The sequence below is a fragment of the Nocardioides sp. NBC_00850 genome, from assembly GCF_045207335.1.
GTDB lineage: Bacteria > Actinomycetota > Actinomycetes > Propionibacteriales > Nocardioidaceae > Nocardioides.
In genome coordinates, this window is the sequence record NZ_CP108845.1 from 5,688,599 (window position 1) to 5,708,569 (window position 19,971).

Consider the following 19,971-nt stretch of genomic DNA (forward strand, 5'->3'; position numbering starts at 1 on the left):
CTCGAGTTGGTGCGGCCCGGCCGAGATCCGGAGCTCCGTGATCAGTACGTCTCGCCGGCCTCGGCCTTGGCGACCAGCGATGCCGGCGGCGTGAACTGGGGGCCGTACTTGTCGGCGAGGTCGCGGGCGCGGTTCACGAAGCCGGGCAGACCACCTGCGTAGCCGTTCATGTACTGCACGACCCCGCCGGTCCAGGCCGGGAAGCCGATGCCGAGGATCGAGCCGATGTTGGCGTCCTCGACCGAGCGCAGCACGCCCTCGTCGAAGCACTTGACGGTCTCGATGGACTCCGCGAAAAGCATCCGCTCGACCATGTCCTCGAACGGGATCTCGTTGGTGCCCGCGCCGAGGTTCTCGGCGAGGCCGGGCCACAGGCCGGTGGCCTTGCCGTCGACGTAGTCGTAGAAGCCGCCGCCCTGCGCACGGCCGGTGCGGCCGTGCTTCTCGATCATCGCGTCGATGACGTCGTACGCCGGGTGGTGGTAGTAGAGGTGACCCTTGCCGTCGGCTTCGAGGCCGCTCTGCGTGGCCTTCTGGATCTTGCTCATCGTCGAGAAGTTCAGCTCGTCGGAGAGCTTCAGCGGCGCGGCCGGGTAGCCCGCCTGCAGACCGGCCTGCTCGATCGACGCGGCCGAGATGCCCTCGGCGACCATCGCGTGGGCCTCGTTGAGGAAGGTGCCGATCACCCGGCTGGTGAAGAAACCGCGGCTGTCGTTGACGACGATCGGGGTCTTCTTGATCTGCTGAGCGATGTCGAACGCCTTGGCGAGCGTCTCGTCACTGGTCTTGTCACCCGCGATGATCTCGAGCAACGGCATCTTGTCGACCGGGCTGAAGAAGTGCAGGCCGATGAAGTCCTCGGGCCTCTTCACGCCGTCGGCCAGTCCCGTGATCGGAAGCGAGGAGGTGTTGGAGCCGAGCACCGCACCGGGCGCGACGATGTCCTCGATCTCCTGGAACACCTTGTGCTTGAGCTCGACGCTCTCGAAGACCGCCTCGATCACGAGGTCGCAGCCGGCGAGGGCCTGGGGGTCGGCCGCCGGGTGGATCTTGGAGAGCAGCGCGTCCGCCTTCTCCTGGCTCATCCTGCCGCGCGAGACCGCCTTGTCGAGCAGGTCCTTGGAGTAGCCCTTGCCACGCTCGGCGTTCTCGAGCGACACGTCCTTGAGCACGACGTCCATCCCGCCCTTGGCACACACGAACGCGATCGCCGCGCCCATCATCCCGGCGCCGAGGACGCCGACCTTCTTGGCGACGTACTTCTCATGGCCCTCGGGGCGGCTGCCGCCGGCTGCGATGTGCTGCATGTCGAAGAAGAACGCCTTGATCATGTTCTTCGCTACCTGCCCGGTCACCAGCTCGACCAGGTAGCGCGACTCGATGACCAGGGCGTTGTCGAAGTCGACCTGGGTGCCCTCGACAGCTGCCGCCATGATGGCGCGCGGAGCCGGGTAGTTGGCGCCCTTGAGCTGCTTGCGCAGGTTGCTGGGAAGAGCCGGCAGGTTCGCCGCGAAGGCCGGGTTGGCCGGCGTTCCGCCGGGAACCTTGTAGCCCTTGACGTCCCACGGTTGTACGGCGTCGGGATTGGCCTTGATCCATGCCTTCGCGGCGGGGACCAGCCCGTCGACCGGGACGATCTCGTCGATGAGGCCGATCTCGAGGGCCTTCGCCGGAGTGTGCCGCTGCCCCTGGCCGAGCACCTTCACGAACGCGTCGACGACACCGAGCATGCGGACGGTGCGTACCACTCCACCGCCGCCGGGCAACAGACCGAGGCCGACCTCGGGCAGACCGATCTGGCTGCCCTTCACGTCGGCCGCGACGCGGTGGTGGGTGCTCAGTGCGATCTCGAGGCCGCCGCCGAGCGCGGCGCCGTTGATCGCCGCGACGACCGGGCGACCGAAGGTCTCCAGGGTGCGCAGAGCGGCCTTGATCTCGGTGATCATGTCGAAGACGCGTTGAGCGTCCTCCTTCTTGGCGGCGAGCAGGTCGTTGAGGTCGCCGCCGGCGAAGAAGGTCTTCTTCGCCGAGGTGAGGACGACACCGGTGATGGTCTCCTTCTCGGCGACCAACCGCTCCACGGTCGCGTTCATCGAGGCGATGTACGCCGCGTTCATGGTGTTGGCGGACTGGCTCGGGTCGTCGATCGTCAAGGTGACGATGCCGTCGGCGTCCTGCTCCCAGACGATGATGTTCTGTTCAGTCATTTCGAAGATTCCCTTGACCTGTTGGAGTGTGGACGCTCAGACGCGTTCGATGACGGTGGCGACGCCCATGCCGGCGCCGATGCAGAGGGTGAGGACGGCACGCTTCCCGCCGGTGCGCTCGAGCTCGTCGACCATGGTGCCGAGGATCATCGCGCCGGTGGCCCCGAGCGGGTGGCCCATGGCGATGGCGCCGCCGTTGACGTTGAGCTTCTCGTCGGGGACGTCGAAGTCCTTCTGCCATTTCAGGGCGACGGCGGCGAAGGCCTCGTTGATCTCCCAGAGGTCGATGTCATCGGGGGCCAGGCCGGCGGCGGCAAGCACCTTGTGGGTGGCGGGCGTCGGACCAGTGAGCATGATCGTCGAGTCGGCACCCGAGGTGGCGGTGGCGACGATGCGAGCGCGTGGCGTCAGACCGAAGTCCTTGCCGACCTGCTCGCTGCCGATCAGCACCAGGGAGGCACCGTCGACGATGCCGGAGGAGTTGGCCGGAGTGTGCACGTGGTCGATGCGCTCGACGCTGTGGAACTTCTGCAGCGCCACGGCGTCGAAGCCGCCCATCTCGCCCATCGCAGCGAACGACGGCTTCAGCGCACCCAGCGACTCGACGGTCGACTCGGGACGCATGTGCTCGTCACGGTCGAGGATGACGAGACCGTTCTGGTCGAGCACCGGGATGACCGAGTTCTTGAACCGGCCCTCCTCCCATGCGGTGGCGGCACGCTGCTGCGAGCGGACGGCATAGGCGTCGACGTCCTCGCGGCTGAAGCCCTCGATCGTGGCGATCAGGTCGGCACCCACACCCTGGGGGATGAAGTAGGAGTCGTAGTTGGTGGCCGGGTCCATCGCCCACGCGCCGCCGTCGGAGCTGATCGGCACCCGCGACATCGACTCGACGCCACCGGCCAGGAGCAGCTTGTCCCACCCGGAGGCGACCTTCTGGGCGGCGGTGTTGCAGGCCTCGAGGCCCGAGCCGCAGAAGCGGTTGATCTGCAGGCCGCCGACGGTGTCGGGGAGGCCGGCGGCCATCGCCGCGGCCTTCGGGATCACCGATCCCTGGTCACCGACGGGCGAGACGACACCGGCGATGAAGTCGTCGACCGCGTTGGTGTCGAGGTCCGGGTTGCGCTCGCGCAGCTCATCGATGAGCCCGACCAGCAGGCTGACCGGCTTCACGCTGTGCAGCGAGCCATTCTTCCCGCGGCCTCGCGGCGTACGGATGTGGTCGTAGATGAATGCGTGGTTGCTCATGGTGAGCGGTCCTTCCGTCGGGAGATCAGAGCGGCTGTCACAGCGAACGGGCGATGAGCTCCTTCATCACTTCGTTCGCGCCTGCGAGGATGCGCAGCACGCGCACGTCGGTGTAGATGTGGGCGATCGGGTATTCGTTCATGTAGCCGTAGCCGCCGAAGAGCTGCAGGCAGCGGTCAGCGACGTCGGTGGCCCGGTCGGAGATCCAGTACTTCGCCATCGAGGCCTCGGTGGCGTCGAGCTCACCCCGGAGGTGCTTCTCGATGCACTGGTCGAGGAAGGCGCGGTTGAGCCGGGAGATGGTCTCGCACTCGGCCAGCTCGAAACGGGTGTTCTGCAGCGCCATCAGCGGTTTGCCGAAGGCGTGGCGCTCCTTGGTGTAGGCCACCGCGAGCGCGACGGCCCTCTCGATCTGCGCCTGGGCGAGGATCGCGGTGATCAGCCGTTCCTGCGGGAGCTGCTCCATCATCTGGTAGAAGCCCTGGCCCTCTTCGGGGCCGAGCAGGTTGGCCCGCGGCACCCGCATGTCCTCGAAGGCCAGCTCCGCGGTGTCCTGGTCCTTCTGACCCATCTTGTCGAGCACCCGGCCGCGGGTGAAGCCGGGAGTCTCGTCGTCGACCTCGGCCACGATCAGCGAGATGCCGGCAGCACCCTGGTCGTCGCCGGTCTTGGCGGCGATCACGATCAGGTCGCATACGTGGCCGTTGGAGATGAAGGTCTTGGCGCCGTTGAGGACGTAGTCGTCGCCGTCCTTGACCGCGCGGGTCTTGATCGCCTGTAGGTCCGAGCCGGTGCCGGGTTCGGTCATCGCGATCGAGAGGACCCACTCACCGGTGCACACCCTGGGCAGCCAGCGTCGCTTCTGCTCCTCGGTGGCGTACGCCGCGATGTAGTGGGCCACGATTCCGACCGAAACGGCGAATCCCATGGAGGTGTCACCGGCTCGGACCTGCTCCTCGAGCAGCACGGTCTCGGCCGCGAAGGACGCTCCTCCCCCGCCGTACGCCTCGTCGAGAGACATGCCGACCAGGCCGAGCTCCCCGGCCTTGAGGTAGGCCTCGCGGCTGGCGTGACCCTGAGCGACATGCTCGTCGGCCCGGGTCAGCACCTCCTTGGTGAAGTAGGTCGCCGCGAGGTCGCGGACGGCTTGGAGGTCCGCGGTCATCCACGAGGACGTCGTTGTTGGCATGGCGCCAATAGTGGCCTATTGTTGGCACTCGGTCAACAAGGTCATCGAAATCCGCACGAAAGCAGGCCAACCGTGGACACCAGCACACCAACGGCGGAGCACGCCTACACCGCCATCACCTACGCCGTGGACGAGCGGATCGCGACGATCACGCTCAACCGCCCGCAGTCGCGCAACGGCTACACGCTGACCATGGCCGACGAGCTGAACCTGGCCCTCGATCGCGCGGACCGCGACGAGGACGTCCGGGCCGTTGTGCTCACCGGGGCCGGAGACCACTTCTGCGTCGGCGCCGACCTCTCCGGTGGCGGTTTTGACGTCAACGAGGAGGGCAGCGACGCCGACACATGGCAGGAACCGGCGGGCCGGTGCTCGAAGCGCATCTTCACGATGAACAAGCCGGTCATCGCTGCCATGCGCGGGGCGGCGGTCGGCGCTGGACTGACCATCACGCTCGCCTGCGACTTCCGACTGGGCTCCACCGACTCGAGGTTCGGCCTCGTCTTCGCCCGCCGCGGCATCTTCCCCGAAGGCGGCTCGGCCTGGTACCTGCCTCGCCTGGTCGGCACGACCAAAGCCCAGGACTGGATGATCACCGGGCGCGTGTTCGGTGCCGACGAAGCACTCTCCTCCGGCCTGCTCACCGCCGTCCATCCTCCGAACGAGGTGCTGGATGCGGCGTACGAGCTGGCCCGCGACCTGCGTGACAACACCGCACCGGTCTCCGTGGCGGTCATCCGCCAGATGCTCAACCGGCTGGGCGGCGAGCCCTCTCCGTTCGTCGCACACGACGTCGACTCGCGCTTGATCGCCGGCCTCCCGACCAACGCCGACGCCGTCGAGGGCGTGATGTCATTCCTCGACAAACGTCCTCCGGTCTTCGCCAACACGGTCGAGAAGGACCTTCCGGGCTGGCTCCCCTGGCTCGCGGAGAACGCGGCAGGGCAGACTGCTCCGGGTGAGCATGTCTGAACCCCGCTGGCGACGCCTCGGCGCCGACCAGCGCCGCGAGGAGATCTTCGCCTGCGCCCAGCGACTCTTCACCCAACGGCCGTACGCCGAGGTGTCGACCACCGACATCGCCCGAGAGGCCGGTGTCGCCCGCGGGCTGCTCAACCACTACTTCGGCACCAAACGCGACCTCTATCTCGAGGTCGTCCGAGAAGCCGCCACGGTCCCCGAGATCGCAGTAGCCCAGCTCCCGAACGGGACGCTCGCGGAGCGGATCGACGCCGCGGTCACCTGGTTCCTCGACTCCCTCGACCAGCAGGGCGCGAGCTGGATCAATGCCACCGGCAGCCACGGCATGGGCCGAGACCCGGAGCTGGAGAAGATCCTGGTTCAGGCCGAGAACGACTCCGTCGACCGACTGATCGAGGCGATCGGGGTGTCCGAGACGGAGGGCCGCCGCGACGAGCTCCGGGCCTTCATCCGCACCTATGGTCAGCTGGCCCGGGCCGCAGGCCGGGAGTGGCTCGTGAAGAAGGCGCTCACCCGCGAGCAGGTCCACCAGCTGCTGACGGTGTGCCTGCTGGCGATCGTGGACGACGTACTGCCGGCCTCGCTCGACCACTGATACCCGGAGCAGCGCCGTCAGACCGCCATTCCGGCCCCTCACCCCTCCTGGCGCAGGTCGCCCTCGGCCCGGGGCGGCAGGTTGGAGAGAGCTGCCTGGACGAGCGCGACGCGGGCCTTGACCGTGACCGCGCGGCGGAGCCGGCCGACGTCGTCACCGATGTTGCGTTCGACGGACTCACGGATCTGCTCTTCCGGGAAGGTCGGGCGACCACCGACGGGGACATCGATGTCGGGGAGGTCGGTGAGCACCGGAAAGATCTGGGTGCCGATGCTGTCCAGCAGCTTGAACCGCTGGAAGCGGTCGGTCTCGTCCCAGACCTTGTCGATGTCGGCACCGCCCTTGCGGAACCTCCGGCCGGAGGCCAGGACGGACTTGGCCGTCCCGGTCAGGGCCACGGTGAGCTCATGCTCGGTCAATCGCATGCGCCAAGCATGCCCGCAACCGGCCCGGACATCTCCCCCGGGCCGATTACCCTTCGATAACACCTGCCCCAGATATCGGGCACAGATATCAGGCGGCGTTGAACGTCGCCGGGTTCGGGCCGGTGCGGCCCTCGCTCTCCAGGGCGTCGATCGCGGCCAGGTCGGCGTCGGTGAGGTCGAAGCCGAACACGTCGAGGTTCTGCGCGATCCGCGACGGGGTCACCGACTTGGGGATGACGATTCGGCCCTGCTGGAGGTGCCAGCGCAGGATCACCTGGGCAGGAGTGCGGCCGAGGCGGTCGGCGATCGCGGTGATCGCCGGGTTCTCGAGCATCGCGCCCTGGGCGAGCGGGCTCCAGGCCTCAGTGGCGATACCGAGCCCGTCGCCGGCAGCGACCGTGGCGCGCTGCTGCAGCGCGGGGTGCAGCTCGATCTGGTTGACCGCCGGCACCGTGCCGCCGAGCTCGACGATCCGATCCAGGTGCTCGGGCAGGAAGTTCGAGACGCCGATCGCACGGACCCGCCCCGCGGCGTACAGCTCCTCGAGGCCCTGCCAGGCGCCGACGTACAGGTCGCGGGCGGGAGTGGGCCAGTGGATCAGGTAGAGGTCGACCTGGTCGAGGCCGAGGAGCTCGAGGCTCTTCTCGTACGCCTCGACCGGCCGCTCGTGGTCGGAGTTCCAGAGCTTCGTGGTGATGAAGAGCTCCTCGCGGGCGATGCCCGACTTCGCGAGCGCATGGCCGACGCCGGCCTCGTTGCCGTAGACCGCCGCGGTGTCGATGCTGCGGTAGCCGGCCTCGAGTGCCGCGGTCACGGCCGCCTCGGTCTCGTCGTCGGGCACCTGGAAGACGCCGTAGCCGAGCTGCGGCATCGCGACGCCGTTGTTCAAGGTGATGTTCGGGATGGTCATGAGACTTCCTTCGCTGAGATGAGTGAGGTTCAGGCAGGGACGGGAACGGACGTACGCCGCTCGCCCCCGGGCGCTCGGACGGCGACCAGCAGCACGAGGAGACCGAGAGCGGTTACCCCGGCACCCGCCCACAGCGGCGAGGTGTAGCCGAACCCGGCCGCGAGGGTCACGCCGCCGATCCAGGCACCCAGTGCGTTGCCGAGGTTGAAGGCGCCGATGTTCGCGCCGGAGGCGAGGGTGGGGGCCTGGTCGGCGTACCCCATCACCCGCATCTGCAGGGCCGGCACCGTGCCGAAGCCGACCGCGCCCATCAGGACCAGGGCGACGATGGTCAGCACCTGGCTGGTGGCGACGAGGGCGAAGGCGGCGAGGATGACGGTCAGCGCACTCAAGAGCACACCGAGGGTCTTGACCACGTTTCGGTCGGCGGCCCGGGCGCCCACGATGTTGCCGAAGAAGAGGCCGACACCGAAGAGGACGAGCAGCCACGGGACCGCGCCCGCGGAGAAGCCGCTGACCTCGGTCAGGGTGAAGGCGATGTAGGTGAACCCGCCGAACATGCCGCCGAAGCCGAGGACGGTCAGGGCGATCGAGAACCAGACCTGCGGGCTGGCGAAGGCGGCCAGCTCGGTGCGTACGGCCGGGGCGGCCGCCTCGCTGCGACCGGTGTGGGCCGGGACCAGGAGGGCGATGCCGATGAAGGCGATGATGCCGATGACTGTGATCGCCCAGAAGGTCGAGCGCCAGCCGGCGGCCTGGCCGAGCAGGGTGCCGAGGGGTACGCCTAGGACGTTGGCCAGAGTGAGGCCGCCGAACATGAAGGCGATCGCGCTGGCCTTGCGCTCCGGAGCGACCAGCTGGGCGGCGACGACGGCGCCGATGCCGAAGAAAGCGCCGTGGCACAGGGCCGCGACGATCCGGCCGGCCATCATCGTGGCGTAGTCGGGCGACATCGCGGAGATCAGGTTGCCGAGGATGAACAGCACCATCAGGCCGAGCAGGGCGATCTTGCGGGGCACCCGGGTGAGCAGGAGGGTCAGGCCGACGGCGCCGATCGCGACGCTGAGGGCGTAGCCGGAGATGAGGTAGCCGGCGGTGGTCTCGCTGACCCCGAAGTCGGTGGAGACCTCGGGCAGCAGGCCCATGATGACGAACTCGGTGAGGCCGATGCCGAACCCTCCGATCGCGAGGGCTAGCAGTGCGACGGGCATGGATGACTCCTGAACGTGGACGGGTTGCGTCTGTCGATAGTCCGCGTGCGCAGTAGTTGCACACGCTTCGTATTTATAGTTGCACGCGCGCACTATCCGCGCAACTCGGGTATGCTTGCGGTGTCCACGAAGGAGGACCCATGGGAATCGCTGACGACGCTGTCGAGATCCGCGCACAGGGCTGGCGCACGCTGGCCGCCGTGCACGGCCTGATCGAGGCCGCGCTCGAGAAGGCACTGCAGCGCGAGCACGGGCTGTCGGTCGTCGAGTTCACCGTCCTCGACGCGCTCAGCCGTCAGGACGGCTGGCACATGCGCATGCAGCAGCTGGCGCGCGCGGCGGCCCTCTCCTCCTCGGCCACGACCCGTCTGGTCACGCGCCTGGAGAACCGCGACCTCCTCACCCGGATCCTGTGCGCCGACGACCGCCGCGGGATCTACACCGAGCTCACGCCCGCCGGGCGCGCGCTGCTGAAGAAGGCCCGTCCGTTGCACGACGAGGTGCTGCGTACGGCGCTGGACGAGGCCGCCGAGATCCCCGAGCTCGCGCCGCTCGTGCACGCGCTCGGGTCGTTGTCGCCGGCCCCGGCCTGATCGCGCAGTCTCAGGCGAGCCAGCCGTTGCGGCGAGCGGCGAGGGCCGCCTCGGTCTTGTTGCGCGTGCCGGTCTTGCCGATGGCCGCGGAGAGATAGTTGCGGACCGTGCTCGGCGAGAGGAAGAGCCGGCCGGCGATGTCGGCGATGCTCGCCCCGTCCTCGGAGGCGGCGAGCACGTCGCGCTCGCGCGCGGTCAGCGGATTCGGGGCGGCGCGTAGCGTCGCGGCGGCCAAGTCGGGGTCGAGGACCGTCTCACCGCGCAGCACCCGGCGGATCGCGTCGGCCAGCTCCTCGACCGGCCCGTCCTTGACCAGGAAGCCGACGGCTCCTGCGGCCATCGCCTGGCGCACGTAGCCGGGCCGGGAGAACGTCGTCAGGATCATCACCCGGCACTCCGGGATCCTCGCGGTCAGCTCGCGCGCGGCCTCGAGACCGCTGATCCCGGGCAGCTCGATGTCGAGCAGGGCCACATCGGGGCGCACCTCGAGCGCCATCGGCACGATCTCGGTGCCGGCCCCGACCTGGGCGACCACCTCGAGGTCGTCCTCGAGCCCCAGCAGCAGGGCGAGCGCGCCGCGCATCATCGCCTGGTCCTCGGCGAGCAGAATGCGGATCACGATGCCGGCACTCTCGCCTCGAGGCGGAACCCGTCGGCCCCAGGACGTACGTCGAGGCGACCGTCGACCGCACGCAACCGCTGCCGCAGACCTTCGAGCCCGCCCGATCTCTCGCTCGTGTCCACCGGACCGCCGACCCCGTCGTCGACCACGGCGAGCCGGAACTCGCCGCCGTCCTCGGTGAGCTCGAAGCGGCAGCTGGCCGCGCCGGAGTGCCGGAGCACGTTCGTGGCGCCCTCGCGCACGACCCAGGCGAGCGCCTGTCCGGCGATGTCAGGCACCTCGGCCGGGGCAGCGGTCACCGACGTACGGATGCCGGCGGCGTCGAGCGCGCGCCGTGCGCCGTCGAGCTCGTCGGCCAGGGAGAGCGTCTTCATCTGGTCGACGGCGGCCCGGACGTCGGCCAGGGCAGCACGCCCGACCTCCTCGATGTCGGCCGCGTGCGCGGCGGCCGCCTCGGGATCACGAGCCGCCAGGCGGCGTACGGCCTCGGCCTTGACGACCATCACGCTCAAGGTGTGGCCGAGCAGGTCGTGGAGATCGCGCGACATCCGGGCACGCTCCTCGGCGACCGCAGCCCGGGCCAGCTCCTCCCGGGTGCGCCGGAGCTGCTCGACCGCTTCGACGAGGCGGAGGAACGAGGTGGTCGTGACACCGCTGAGGAAGACGCCGCCGACACTGAGCAGGTAGGCGTCGCCGATGCCCTCGATCACCGCGATCGAGACCGCGACGCCGACCGTGGCCGCGACGATGGCGACCAGCAGGCGCCAGCCTCGCAGGACCGCCGGGGAGACGATGGCCAGCACTCCCCAGACCGTCTGCCAGCCCTCGCCCTGAATCGCGGCGAGCACGATCAGGGCGACGAGGACGGGCAGCAGAACCGGGACCCGGCCGGTGACCACGAGAGCGACCGCGGTCGTGGCGAGGGCCAGCACCAGGACCACCTGGCCGGCCGCCGCCAACGTGTCGCCGGAGAGGTTGAGCAGCGGGAAGAGCAGCAGCACCGGCAGCCACACCAGCACCACGCCGTGGCGCTCGAGGTGACACCTCAGGCCGGACACGCGCGTCACTTTACCGTCGCCGCAGTCCGGCGATGACCACAACGGCCACGACGATGTGCAGGCTCGCGAGCCCCAGTCCGGCGGCCACGGTGAGCGCGCTGGTCGGTGTGATCAGGGAGACCACGGCGATCCCGACGGCGAGCATCGTCCATCGCCGCGTCCCGCGCTCGGAACGGCCCTCCCACCAGCGCAGCAGCGCCCCGCCGACCAGCGCGATCAGCAGGGTGCTGACGATCACGGACCCGACCCCGATCTGCTGGCTGCCGGCGCCCGACTTCACCTCCAGCTCGACTCCCCCGGCCGCGGTCCACAGCAGCCACACGGCGGTCGCCGCCACGGCCGCGATGGCCGCCGTCCCCGCGATCCGCGGCCACCCCACCCGGGTGCGCTGCGCGGTCTCGTTCGTCACGGTTGTCATGCCTGTCCTCCGTCTCCACCACCCACCGTGGGCGGTGTCTCCAGACTCGCGCTCCGTGGCACCCGGACGTCAGATCTGATTGTCCGGACCCGGCGGTGACAATTGTCAGTGGTGGATGTGCCTATCGTGGACGCATGCGTATCGCCATCGTCGGCGGCCACGGCAAGGTCGCCCTGCATCTCCATCCGATCCTCGCGGCCGCGGGCCACACCCCGGTCGCGCTCGTACGCAGCGAGAGCTACCGAGCCGAGCTCGAAGCGCTCGGCGCCGAGGTCGGCCTGCTCGACATCGAGAACCAGGACGCCGACGCGTTCGCCGCCGCCTTCGCCGGCTGCGATGCGGTGGTCTTCGCCGCCGGCGGCGGCCCCGACGGCAACATCGAGCGCAAGCGCACCGTCGACCTGGAAGGCTCGACCAAGTCGATCGCGGGCGCGAAGGCCGCCGGCATCCGGCGCTTCGTTCAGGTCTCGGCGATCGGCGTCGACGAGCCGGTCCCGGCCGATGCGGGCGAGGTGTGGAAGGCCTACGTCGAGGCCAAGCGCGACGCCGACATCGCCCTGCGCGACAGCGACCTCGCCTGGACCATCCTGCGTCCCGGAGGCCTCACCGACGAGCCCGCCACCGGGCGGGTGAAGCTGGCCGAGAAGCTCGACCGCCACACTATCCCGCGTGCCGACGTGGCCGCGGTCATCGCCGCCGTGATCGACGACGACGCCACCGTCGGCAAGCAGTGGGAGCTGGTCTCCGGCGACGCCTCGATCGACGAGGCCATCGCCGCCGTCCTCTGACTCGGCCGCTGAATCAGCGGAGACCCAGCAAGCCCTTGACGTACGCCGCCTGGCCGATGTGCTGGGCGGCGTCGTCGACGACGCTGACCAGCCTCACGGCGAGGGTGACGGGCGGGTCCCAGCGCTCGTCGATGACGCGGGCGAGGTCGTCCTCGCTCAACGTGTCGACCAGCTCGATCGTGGCCTGGTGGACGGCCTGGTAGTAGCCGGTCAGCAGCTTCGGGTCCTCGAGCCGGAATGCCGCGACGTCATCGGCGCTCTGCCCGTAGCCCATCGCGCCGGGCGCGTACGGCAGCGCGAACCGCTCCACCCAGCCGTCGCGCGCCCACACCTCGTCGGCGCCGGCAAGCGGCGCGATCTGGGCGTCCTCCATCCGGGCGATGTGCCACAGGATCCAGGCGATCGAGTTCGCGCGGTCGTAGGGCCGCCACAACAGGTCGTCGACCGACAGGCCGTCGACGATCGAAGGAAGGGTCTCCGCGATCCGGCCGAAGCCGTCCGCGAGCAGTCGCTGGGACCAGGTTTCGCTCATGCCTTCCGTTCTACACGGTCGATCTCAACCGTGTCCGGCAAGTGGCTCCGTGCCTCGCTCCACATGCGGGTCACGATGTCGGCGGCCGGCTCGGCCACCGCGCGCGCCGCGGCCTGGCCGGCCCAGTGGTTGGCCCGGTCCAAGGCCACCTCGGCAGCGGGGTCGGGCGTTCCCTTGCGCCACCTGGCGACCAGGCGTCGCTGGTGCGGGTAGGGCGCGGGCGAAGGCGCATCCGGCGCCTCCCAGGAGCGCACATACGGAGTCGGGGCGGCGCGGCCGAGGCGGCCGGAGTAGGCGCGGGTGGCGACCGTGTCCTCCGGCGCGAGGCCGTCGAGCGAGGCCGCCCAGGCGTCGGCGATCGCGGTCTCCGGCGACCGCAGCAGCGCGGTGCCGACCTGCACGGCACTCGCCCCGAGGGTCAGCGCGGCGGCGACGGCACGTCCGTCGGCGATCGCGCCAGTGGCGATGACCGGCACGTCGACACCGTCGACGATGTGCGGCAGCAGGGCGAAGAGCCCGACGGCCGTACGCTCAGCCGTCTGCGGCTCGAAGACCCCTCGGTGCCCGCCGGCCTCGAGACCCTGCGCCACGATGGCGTCGGCACCGGCCTCCTGCGCGGCGATCGCCTCGGCCAGGGTCGTGGCGCACGCGAACCAGGCGATCCCGGCCTCGTGCAGGCGGTCGACGTACTCCGGCGAGAAGAGCCCCATGATCGAGGAGACGGCCGTCGGCCGCGCGGCGAGCATCGCCTCGCACTGCTCCTCGAACGACGGCGCGGGCGGCTGTTCGGGGCCCGGCGTACCGAACCGGGTCAGGAACTCCTCCGCCGCCGAGATCCTCGCCGGGTCGTCATCGGCCGGGTCGGGGATCCAGATGTTCAGCTGGAACGAACCCGTCGACAGCGACCGGAACTCAGTGGCCCACTCCGCGATCCGCTCCGGCGAGTCGAGCACCACCCCAGCTGCGCCCATCCCGCCGGCGTCGGCGACCGCGGCCGCCGCCGCGGGCGGGCAGGCACCCGCCATCGGCGCCTGAAGGATCGGCATCGAGAGGCCGTACGCCTCGCAGAACTCCTGAGCACGTCGTCGAGCGGTCACCCGGCCAGGCTAGTCCTTCACCAACCCGTCGCGGCCCCAGCGGGGCGTCGGCCCCGGGTCGCCGAGGTCGGTCCCCGGCGGCTCCTGGGAGACGTCCTTGGCGATGGCGGTGCCCCAGTCGAAGTAGGCCATCAGCGTCTCGTGCAGTTCTGGCCGGTCGGCCAGGACCTCCTCGATCGCTGCCCGCATGAGCTCGAGCCAGCGCTGCCGGTGCTCCTCGCGGATCCCGAGGCCGAGGTGGACGTTGAGCAGGGCCTGATGGCCGCCGAGCCTGGCGGTGAAGTCGGCCGGGCCACCGAAGATCTCGCCGAGCCAGATCGCCACCCGCTCGACATGGGTGGGCGTGAAGTTCGCGAACACCGGCGCGAGGAGCTCGTCGGCCAGCACCCTCTCGTAGAACGCGTCGCTCAGCCGGCGCAGCGCGGGCTCGCCGCCGAGGTCGTCGTACAAGGTCATGCCTCACCATCACGTGCGGCACCGAGATACGCAACGAAATACTTGTGGCGGTATGGGGACCCGCGCGGCAGGATCGACCCATGCGCACACTCATCTACTCCGCCTTCGTGTCCATCGACGGCGTCGTCGACTCCCCCGGCGGCGGCTCCGAATACGAGCAGCACCGCAGCGGCGGCTGGACCTACAAGGACATCGAGTTCCTGCCGGAGGCCTACGCGATCAAGGGCAGCGAGATGGAGGAGGCCGGCGCGATGATGTTCGGCCGGCGCAGCTATGAGGCGTTCTCGCCGATCTGGCCCGACATGGAGGACTTCGCGGTGGTGAAGGAGATCCCGAAGTACGTCGTCTCGACGACCCTCGGCGACGACGCCCTGGTCGAGGGCTGGGGCCCGCAGACCGTCCTGAAGTCGCTCGACGCGGTCGAGGACCTCAAGCAGGGTGACGGTGGCCCGATCCTGGTCGCCGGCAGCGCCGAGCTCGCCCGCAACCTCGCCGACGCCGGCCTGATCGACCGCTACCACCTGCTCGTCTTCCCTGTCGTCCTCGGCGCCGGCAAGTCGATGTGGAGCGAGACCGACAAGGACAAGCAGCGGCTCGCGCTGGTCGAGTCGGAGACCTACGCCAACGGCATCATCAAGCTCGTCTACGACGTCGTCCGCTGACCTCCGGTCAGGGGCAGCGCGCGTAGAGACGACGCGACCCGGTCCCGTACGCCGTGGGATCGGTGAACGCGCAGCCGTAGTCGGGTGCTGCGACGGCTGCCCGGTCGAGCACGTCGTCGCCGGCCGGACGGTCACCGTGCTCGACCCAGTCGACGAGGTCGCCCCAGGCGGCCGAGGCCTCGGCGGGGCTGAACTCGCAGTGCCCGGCCGAGCGGATCGCCCGCTGCACGACCAAGCCACCGCGGTGGTGGCGATTCACCTCGCGCAGATAGATCTGCTCCAGCGAGAACGGCACGAACATGTCGCCGAGGTTGTGCAGGCTCACCACCGGGGCGGTCGGACGGCCGGAGATCCGTGACGGGGCATTGAGCCGGTGGCTGTAGCGCCCGGCCGGATCAGTCGGGTCCGCCCGCTCGATCTCGGTGTTGAGGTCGACCGGCGAGCTCGGCGTGTAGACGGTGTCCCGGTTGGTCGCCACCCGGCCGATGTTGAAGCCCAGCGTGCCGCCGTCGTCGACCGACGGCAGCGTGAAGAGGAAGTCCTTCCACTGCCCGAAGGCCGCCACCGCGCCCGGCCGCGGACCGCCGCTGCGCTCGATGGTCATGGCCCGCAGCTGCTCGCCCTCCGGAGTCAGGGTGCCGCCGAGCCCGAGCCGCTCCTTGATCACCGGGACGTCGACGCTCTGATAGTCCTTGGTGTACGGGTAGGCGTCGTGCCCCGCCAACGCCTGCGCACCGAGGTTGTAGTCGACGAAGAAGTCGAAGAGCTCCACGTCCCCCAGCTGCCCGCACATCGGCATCGCGCCGTCGTAGAAGCCCGGATACTGCTCCAGCGAGCGCCCGATCACGTGCCCGCCCATCGACACCCCGGTCACATAGGTGCGGGTCGCCTTGCGCGGCAGCAGCTCGGGGGCGTACGTCGCCAGGTCCCGGGTCGAGCGCACCCCGGCTCCCACGTCATAGCCGTTGGTCGAGTAGCTCGACGCCGCCCAGGCGTAGCCCTGCTCGAGGAACGTACGCCGCAGCCCGAACCCCGGCGTCTCGGGCGTCAGCGTGTAGCTGAGCCCGCGGTAGCCGTGGGCCCACATCACCAGCTCGCCGTTCCAGTCGGCCGGCACCTCGAGGACGTACGCGGCATGCTCGTGCACGCCCTGACGCACGGTGGTCGCCTCGCCGCCGACGACGATCGGCGCCACCGGCGGGTTGCTGATCGTGTAGCCGGGAAGCGGCTGGTCACCGGGTGGTTCCGGGTCTGCGAGCGCCGTGCCGGTCGAGGCGACAAGAGCGGAAGCGGTCAGAAGCAGGGCGAGGAGAGCGGCTGACGCACGTGGCATGCCTTTGAGAATAGGGCTCTCTTGTGACTCACGTCACAGAAATAGGAAGAGGCCTCGCTGTTCAGCCCGGAACGCTTCCGGCGTACCAGCGCTGAACCTTGATCCGACCGACCCGCACCGCACCGTCGCCGATCCTCGCGGCCGTCGGGGTGAACCGGTTGGCGGGGCCGCGGTAGGACTTGGTGCACCTGGTGACGTACGAGGAGTTGTTCACGCTGGTCTCGGTGCTGAACGCCTGCGGCTGGAGGTTCACGGTTCCGCGTCCCCTGAGCGTCACGCAGTAGCGGTACCTGACGTTCGCCGAGGTGCTGAAGGCAGGACGAAGCGTGGTCCACGACCTCGAGCTGAGCACCTTGTTCACGCTCCGGTCCGAGATGGTTCCCCACCCCGCCGCCTGCGAGGAGGTGGTGCTCATGGCCACGAGCGCCGAGCCCATCACGAGTCCGGCCACCGCGGTGGCGAGGAGCTTTCGAGCAGCGCGCTGAGTGACAGTGTTCACGGTCTTCCCTTCGGTTGAGGTACGAACCGGCCAGTGTTGGCCGGAGGTCCAGCGGACGCTATCTCCGCGCCGGCTCCGGGCCTTCCCGTACCTTTCCCGTACCTCAGCGCCCGACGACCCTCCGGATCGCGCCGAACGCTGCCCGGCCGACGCCCTTGATGCCGGCTGCGATGAACGTCGTCCAGTCGAAGTAGTCGCGCCAGAGCACGATCTTGCCGTCGCGCACCTCGAAGGTGCCGCACACCCAGAACTCGGCGGAGACCGAGCCGCGGCTGAGCACGTCGATGCGTTCGGTGAGCACCACCGGGCCGTTGGCGGCGATGTTGATCATCCGGACCTCGAAGCCGGTCGTGTACTTCCCCATCACCCGCAGCTGGCGCCCGACCTCGGACAGGCCACGCGCAGGTGGAAGAGGAACGTTCTGGTAGGTGACGTCGTCGGCGCACAGCGCCAGCGCAGCGTCGACCTCACCGGTCTCGAGCGCGGCCAGGAACTGCTCGACGATCTGGATCTCGGTCATGCCGCCACGTTATCGCTGTTCAGCGGCCAGCGGCGGGCTCAGGACCAGACAGTCCTGCCGGTGCAGCCTCGGGTCATCGAGAAGCTCCTCGACGGCGACCCGCCCGCCCGGCACCCGCTGGAGCGAGGTCGAGTCCTTCTCCTTCACGAACACGTCGCGCGTCCTGGCCAGCTCGGCGAGGTAGCCACGGTCCATGTGCTCGATCTCGAGCATCAACGCCCAGTGGGCAGTATCGGTCAGCGACCGCACTGCGCCGTCGACGACCTCGGGCTCGAAGCCCTCGACATCCACCTTCACGCAGAACGGCCGCCCGGAGCCGGCGAGCACCTCGTCGAGCGTGGTGACCTGGACGTCGCGAAGCTGCCAGCGGGCCGAGCCGTCGTGGCGCTCGTCGTACAGCGACGACGTCCCCGACCAGGTCCGGTCGACCGCGAACCGCGCGGCGCCGGGCTTGTCGGCGACGGCCTGCGCGCGCAGGTCGATGGTGATCCCGCGGGTCTCGAGGGTCTTTCGCAGGACCTTGTGCAGCGAGGTGTTCGGCTCGAACCCGATCAGCTCCACGCCCTCGGGGATGTCCACCCCGACGAGCATCTCGCCGTAGTTCACACCGATGTCGATCACGGTCCGCCACTCGTGCAGCCCGAGCGCCAGCCGCCACAGCTCGAGCGAGCCGCGGATGATCCGACCCTTGTTGGCGATCAGGCCCAGTGCCCGCGGATCAGTCGGCTTCACATAGATCCGATGCCCGTCTTCGGTTGTCGCGTACGCCATCTCGAGCACCTTCGCCTAGGGGTCTTCCGGCACAGCTACCGTTGGCTGTCGCCGAACCCTAAAGTGCCTACGGAAACGCGAGCCGAACCTGGGGCAACGCGGACCGGGCCGCGCGCAGCCCGAGCCCGGTCAGGAGATCTGCTCGACCAGGTTCGCGGCGTACTCCTGGACGGTGTTGCCGTCCTGGAACTGCTTGCCGTCGAGCAGGACGGTCGGGGTGCCCTGGACGCCGTCGTCGGCGGCGGCCTTGGTGGCGGCGTCGGCCCAGGCCTTGCCGTCGAGGCTCTCGATGCGGTCCTTGACGGCGGACTCCTCGGCACCGGCCTCGACGGCGAGGTCGACGAGATCGGCGGCCTTCGGGAACGGGCCGGACTCGCTGGGCTGGTTCTCGAAGAGCAGGTCGTGGAACTTCTTGGCAACCTCGTCACCGGCCTCCTCCTGGACGACCGCGAAGGCCGAGGTGGCGAGCTCGGAGTAGGGGCCGACCTGGTCGAGGAGCACGAACGGGCGGTAGTCGACCTGGACCTTGCCGTCGGCGGCGAGGTCGGCGAGGTCATCGCGGGACGCGGCCTCGAACTCGCCGCAGTAGGGGCACAGGAAGTCCTCGTAGATGACGACCTTGTGCGGCGCGTCGTCGGGTCCGATCACCAGGCCGTGCTCGCTGCTGCCGGCCTCCACCGCGGTGACCTTGTCGTCGCCGGAGCGGTTCACGCTGAACCAGACGAGGCCACCGATGATCACCGCGATGGCGACGACGACCGCCGCGACGGTGAGGATCGACTTGCGGGCCTGCTTCTTGCGCAGAGCCTCCAGCTCCGCGGCGGCCTTGGCAGCGCGTGCCTCACGCTTCTCTTTGCGCGAGTGGCTGCTGGCTGAATCCGTGCTCATGGAGCCAACATAGGCACTTCTCCTGAGCGCAGGCTGAAACCACGCCATGGGAACCGTTATCACATCGTCGCCTATCCCTCCGCAAAGCCGTTGACCAGCGGCGTTATGGTGCTCCGGTGGCTTCACTGAACGAACGTCTGGTCTGGATCGACTGCGAGATGACGGGGCTGTCCCTCGAGCACGATGCGCTCATCGAGGTGGCAGCCCTCGTCACCGACTTCGATCTCAACGTGCTCGGCGACGGGGTCGACATCATCATCAAGCCCCCGGCCGAGGCGCTGGAGCAGATGGACGACTTCGTACGAGACATGCACACCAAGTCCGGCCTGCTGGTCGAGCTCGAGAACGGTGTGCCGATGCGGGAGGCGGAGGAGCAGGTCCTGGCCTACGTCTGGGAGCACTGCGGCAAGGACTCCCGACCGCCGCTGGGCGGCAACACGGTGGCCACCGACCGCAACTTCCTGGCCCGCGACATGCCCGAGCTGGAGGGGTTCCTCCACTACCGCAACGTCGACGTCTCCTCGATCAAGGAGCTGTCACGGCGCTGGTTCCCGCGGGCCTACTTCTCGGCTCCCCCCAAGCGCGGCAACCACCGTGCGCTGGCCGACATCCAGGAGTCGATCGAGGAGCTTCGCTACTACCGCGAGGCGGTCTTCGTGCCGATGCCCGGCCCGGACTCCGAGGTGGCGAAGGAGATCGCCGGCCGGCACGGAGCCTCGATCACCGGCCTCGGCGACCCGGTGGCCGCCCCCGATTCCACAGATCCGGTCTGATTCCCCTATGATTCTTGCTGGTTCGGACATGCGCTGTCCGAGCCGATGGTGGGCGTAGCTCAGCTGGTAGAGCATCGCGTTGTGGTCGCGAGGGTCGCGGGTTCAAGCCCCGTCGCTCACCCCATCAGAACGGCCCGTCCGAGAGGACGGGCCGTTTGTCATTTGTAGGGAATCCGCCCTTGGGTTCTGTCATAT

23 protein-coding genes and 1 tRNA gene are annotated in these 19,971 nt (G+C 69.3%); 7 read left to right on the forward strand and 17 right to left on the reverse strand.

The window, feature by feature from the left end; translation table 11 throughout:
* Positions 1–41 precede the first annotated feature (41 nt).
* The 3 genes from OH802_RS27610 to OH802_RS27620 are packed head-to-tail and all read right to left on the reverse strand — an operon-like array spanning position 42 to position 4,644.
* Positions 42–2,207 (reverse strand): 3-hydroxyacyl-CoA dehydrogenase NAD-binding domain-containing protein, encoded by a 2,166-nt coding sequence (locus OH802_RS27610; RefSeq protein ID WP_406023569.1) that lies wholly within the window; start codon positions 2,205–2,207, stop codon positions 42–44.
* Between the two features lie 36 nt (positions 2,208–2,243).
* Positions 2,244–3,455 (reverse strand): acetyl-CoA C-acetyltransferase, encoded by a 1,212-nt coding sequence (locus OH802_RS27615; RefSeq protein ID WP_406023570.1) that lies wholly within the window; start codon positions 3,453–3,455, stop codon positions 2,244–2,246.
* 37 nt (positions 3,456–3,492) lie between these two features.
* Positions 3,493–4,644 (reverse strand): acyl-CoA dehydrogenase family protein, encoded by a 1,152-nt coding sequence (locus OH802_RS27620; protein ID WP_406023571.1) that lies wholly within the window; start codon positions 4,642–4,644, stop codon positions 3,493–3,495.
* A 72-nt stretch (positions 4,645–4,716) separates the two neighbouring features.
* Here OH802_RS27620 and OH802_RS27625 point away from each other — a divergent pair, with 72 nt between their 5' ends.
* Positions 4,717–5,616, forward strand: a complete 900-nt coding sequence (locus OH802_RS27625; RefSeq protein ID WP_406023572.1) for an enoyl-CoA hydratase-related protein — start codon at positions 4,717–4,719, stop codon at positions 5,614–5,616.
* On the forward strand, positions 5,609–6,220 hold the full coding sequence (locus tag OH802_RS27630) for a TetR/AcrR family transcriptional regulator (protein ID WP_406029422.1): 612 nt from the start codon (positions 5,609–5,611) through the stop codon (positions 6,218–6,220). The genes OH802_RS27625 and OH802_RS27630 overlap by 8 nt, the downstream gene beginning before the upstream one ends.
* A gap of 38 nt (positions 6,221–6,258) precedes the next feature.
* Here the strand turns inward: OH802_RS27630 and OH802_RS27635 are convergent, their stop codons facing one another.
* From OH802_RS27635 to OH802_RS27645, 3 genes are all read right to left on the reverse strand, one after another.
* Entirely contained in the window at positions 6,259–6,645 is a 387-nt protein-coding gene (locus tag OH802_RS27635; RefSeq protein ID WP_406023573.1) for a hypothetical protein, read from the reverse strand.
* An 88-nt stretch (positions 6,646–6,733) separates the two neighbouring features.
* Positions 6,734–7,555: an aldo/keto reductase gene (locus OH802_RS27640; protein WP_406023574.1), complete on the reverse strand. Its 822-nt coding sequence runs from the start codon at positions 7,553–7,555 to the stop codon at positions 6,734–6,736.
* Between the two features lie 29 nt (positions 7,556–7,584).
* Positions 7,585–8,766: an MFS transporter gene (locus tag OH802_RS27645; RefSeq protein ID WP_406023575.1), complete on the reverse strand. Its 1,182-nt coding sequence runs from the start codon at positions 8,764–8,766 to the stop codon at positions 7,585–7,587.
* A 140-nt stretch (positions 8,767–8,906) separates the two neighbouring features.
* Here OH802_RS27645 and OH802_RS27650 point away from each other — a divergent pair, with 140 nt between their 5' ends.
* Positions 8,907–9,359, forward strand: coding sequence for a MarR family winged helix-turn-helix transcriptional regulator (locus OH802_RS27650; protein ID WP_160024973.1), 453 nt, complete (start codon positions 8,907–8,909; stop codon positions 9,357–9,359).
* Positions 9,360–9,369: 10 nt separating this feature from the next.
* Here OH802_RS27650 and OH802_RS27655 read toward each other — a convergent pair whose 3' ends face one another.
* Genes OH802_RS27655 through OH802_RS27665 form a run of 3 tightly spaced genes read right to left on the reverse strand, consistent with a single transcriptional unit; the run spans position 9,370 to position 11,457 of the window.
* Positions 9,370–9,945, reverse strand: coding sequence for a DNA-binding response regulator (locus OH802_RS27655; protein ID WP_406029424.1), 576 nt, complete (start codon positions 9,943–9,945; stop codon positions 9,370–9,372).
* A gap of 29 nt (positions 9,946–9,974) precedes the next feature.
* Complete coding sequence (locus OH802_RS27660) at positions 9,975–11,039, reverse strand: sensor histidine kinase (protein WP_406023576.1); 1,065 nt, start codon at positions 11,037–11,039, stop codon at positions 9,975–9,977.
* 10 nt (positions 11,040–11,049) lie between these two features.
* Positions 11,050–11,457, reverse strand: a complete 408-nt coding sequence (locus OH802_RS27665; RefSeq protein WP_406023577.1) for a DUF6069 family protein — start codon at positions 11,455–11,457, stop codon at positions 11,050–11,052.
* Positions 11,458–11,591: 134 nt separating this feature from the next.
* On the opposite strand from OH802_RS27665, the gene OH802_RS27670 reads away from it, so the two are divergent.
* Entirely contained in the window at positions 11,592–12,245 is a 654-nt protein-coding gene (locus tag OH802_RS27670; protein ID WP_406023578.1) for an SDR family oxidoreductase, read from the forward strand.
* A 13-nt stretch (positions 12,246–12,258) separates the two neighbouring features.
* Here OH802_RS27670 and OH802_RS27675 read toward each other — a convergent pair whose 3' ends face one another.
* Genes OH802_RS27675 through OH802_RS27685 form a run of 3 tightly spaced genes read right to left on the reverse strand, consistent with a single transcriptional unit; the run spans position 12,259 to position 14,330 of the window.
* On the reverse strand, positions 12,259–12,777 hold the full coding sequence (locus tag OH802_RS27675; RefSeq protein WP_406023579.1) for a DUF664 domain-containing protein: 519 nt from the start codon (positions 12,775–12,777) through the stop codon (positions 12,259–12,261).
* On the reverse strand, positions 12,774–13,874 hold the full coding sequence (locus OH802_RS27680; RefSeq protein ID WP_406023580.1) for an NAD(P)H-dependent flavin oxidoreductase: 1,101 nt from the start codon (positions 13,872–13,874) through the stop codon (positions 12,774–12,776). Before OH802_RS27680 ends, OH802_RS27675 begins: the two co-directional genes overlap by 4 nt.
* A gap of 9 nt (positions 13,875–13,883) precedes the next feature.
* The gene (locus tag OH802_RS27685; RefSeq protein ID WP_406023581.1) at positions 13,884–14,330 is read right to left on the reverse strand and encodes a group II truncated hemoglobin; all 447 of its coding nucleotides are present in this window, start codon (positions 14,328–14,330) and stop codon (positions 13,884–13,886) included.
* A gap of 80 nt (positions 14,331–14,410) precedes the next feature.
* On the opposite strand from OH802_RS27685, the gene OH802_RS27690 reads away from it, so the two are divergent.
* Complete coding sequence (locus OH802_RS27690; RefSeq protein WP_406023582.1) at positions 14,411–14,992, forward strand: dihydrofolate reductase family protein; 582 nt, start codon at positions 14,411–14,413, stop codon at positions 14,990–14,992.
* Positions 14,993–14,999: 7 nt separating this feature from the next.
* On the opposite strand, the gene OH802_RS27695 is transcribed toward OH802_RS27690, so the two are convergent.
* The 5 genes from OH802_RS27695 to OH802_RS27715 all read right to left on the reverse strand — a co-directional run bounded on the left by OH802_RS27695 (position 15,000) and on the right by OH802_RS27715 (position 19,003).
* Positions 15,000–16,325, reverse strand: a complete 1,326-nt coding sequence (locus tag OH802_RS27695; RefSeq protein WP_406023583.1) for a hypothetical protein — start codon at positions 16,323–16,325, stop codon at positions 15,000–15,002.
* Between the two features lie 61 nt (positions 16,326–16,386).
* Positions 16,387–16,824 carry a hypothetical protein gene (locus OH802_RS27700; protein WP_406023584.1) on the reverse strand — a complete coding sequence of 146 codons (438 nt, stop codon included), beginning with the start codon at positions 16,822–16,824 and terminating at the stop codon, positions 16,387–16,389.
* Between the two features lie 103 nt (positions 16,825–16,927).
* On the reverse strand, positions 16,928–17,344 hold the full coding sequence (locus OH802_RS27705; RefSeq protein WP_406023585.1) for a limonene-1,2-epoxide hydrolase family protein: 417 nt from the start codon (positions 17,342–17,344) through the stop codon (positions 16,928–16,930).
* Positions 17,345–17,353: 9 nt separating this feature from the next.
* Positions 17,354–18,115, reverse strand: a complete 762-nt coding sequence (locus tag OH802_RS27710; RefSeq protein WP_406023586.1) for an FkbM family methyltransferase — start codon at positions 18,113–18,115, stop codon at positions 17,354–17,356.
* Positions 18,116–18,244: 129 nt separating this feature from the next.
* On the reverse strand, positions 18,245–19,003 hold the full coding sequence (locus OH802_RS27715; RefSeq protein ID WP_406023587.1) for a DsbA family protein: 759 nt from the start codon (positions 19,001–19,003) through the stop codon (positions 18,245–18,247).
* Positions 19,004–19,161: 158 nt separating this feature from the next.
* Here OH802_RS27715 and orn point away from each other — a divergent pair, with 158 nt between their 5' ends.
* A complete protein-coding gene (gene orn / locus OH802_RS27720) occupies positions 19,162–19,776 on the forward strand; it encodes an oligoribonuclease (protein WP_406029426.1) in 615 nt (204 codons plus the stop codon).
* 48 nt (positions 19,777–19,824) lie between these two features.
* Positions 19,825–19,900: transfer RNA gene (locus OH802_RS27725), tRNA-His, on the forward strand.
* Positions 19,901–19,971 lie beyond the last annotated feature (71 nt).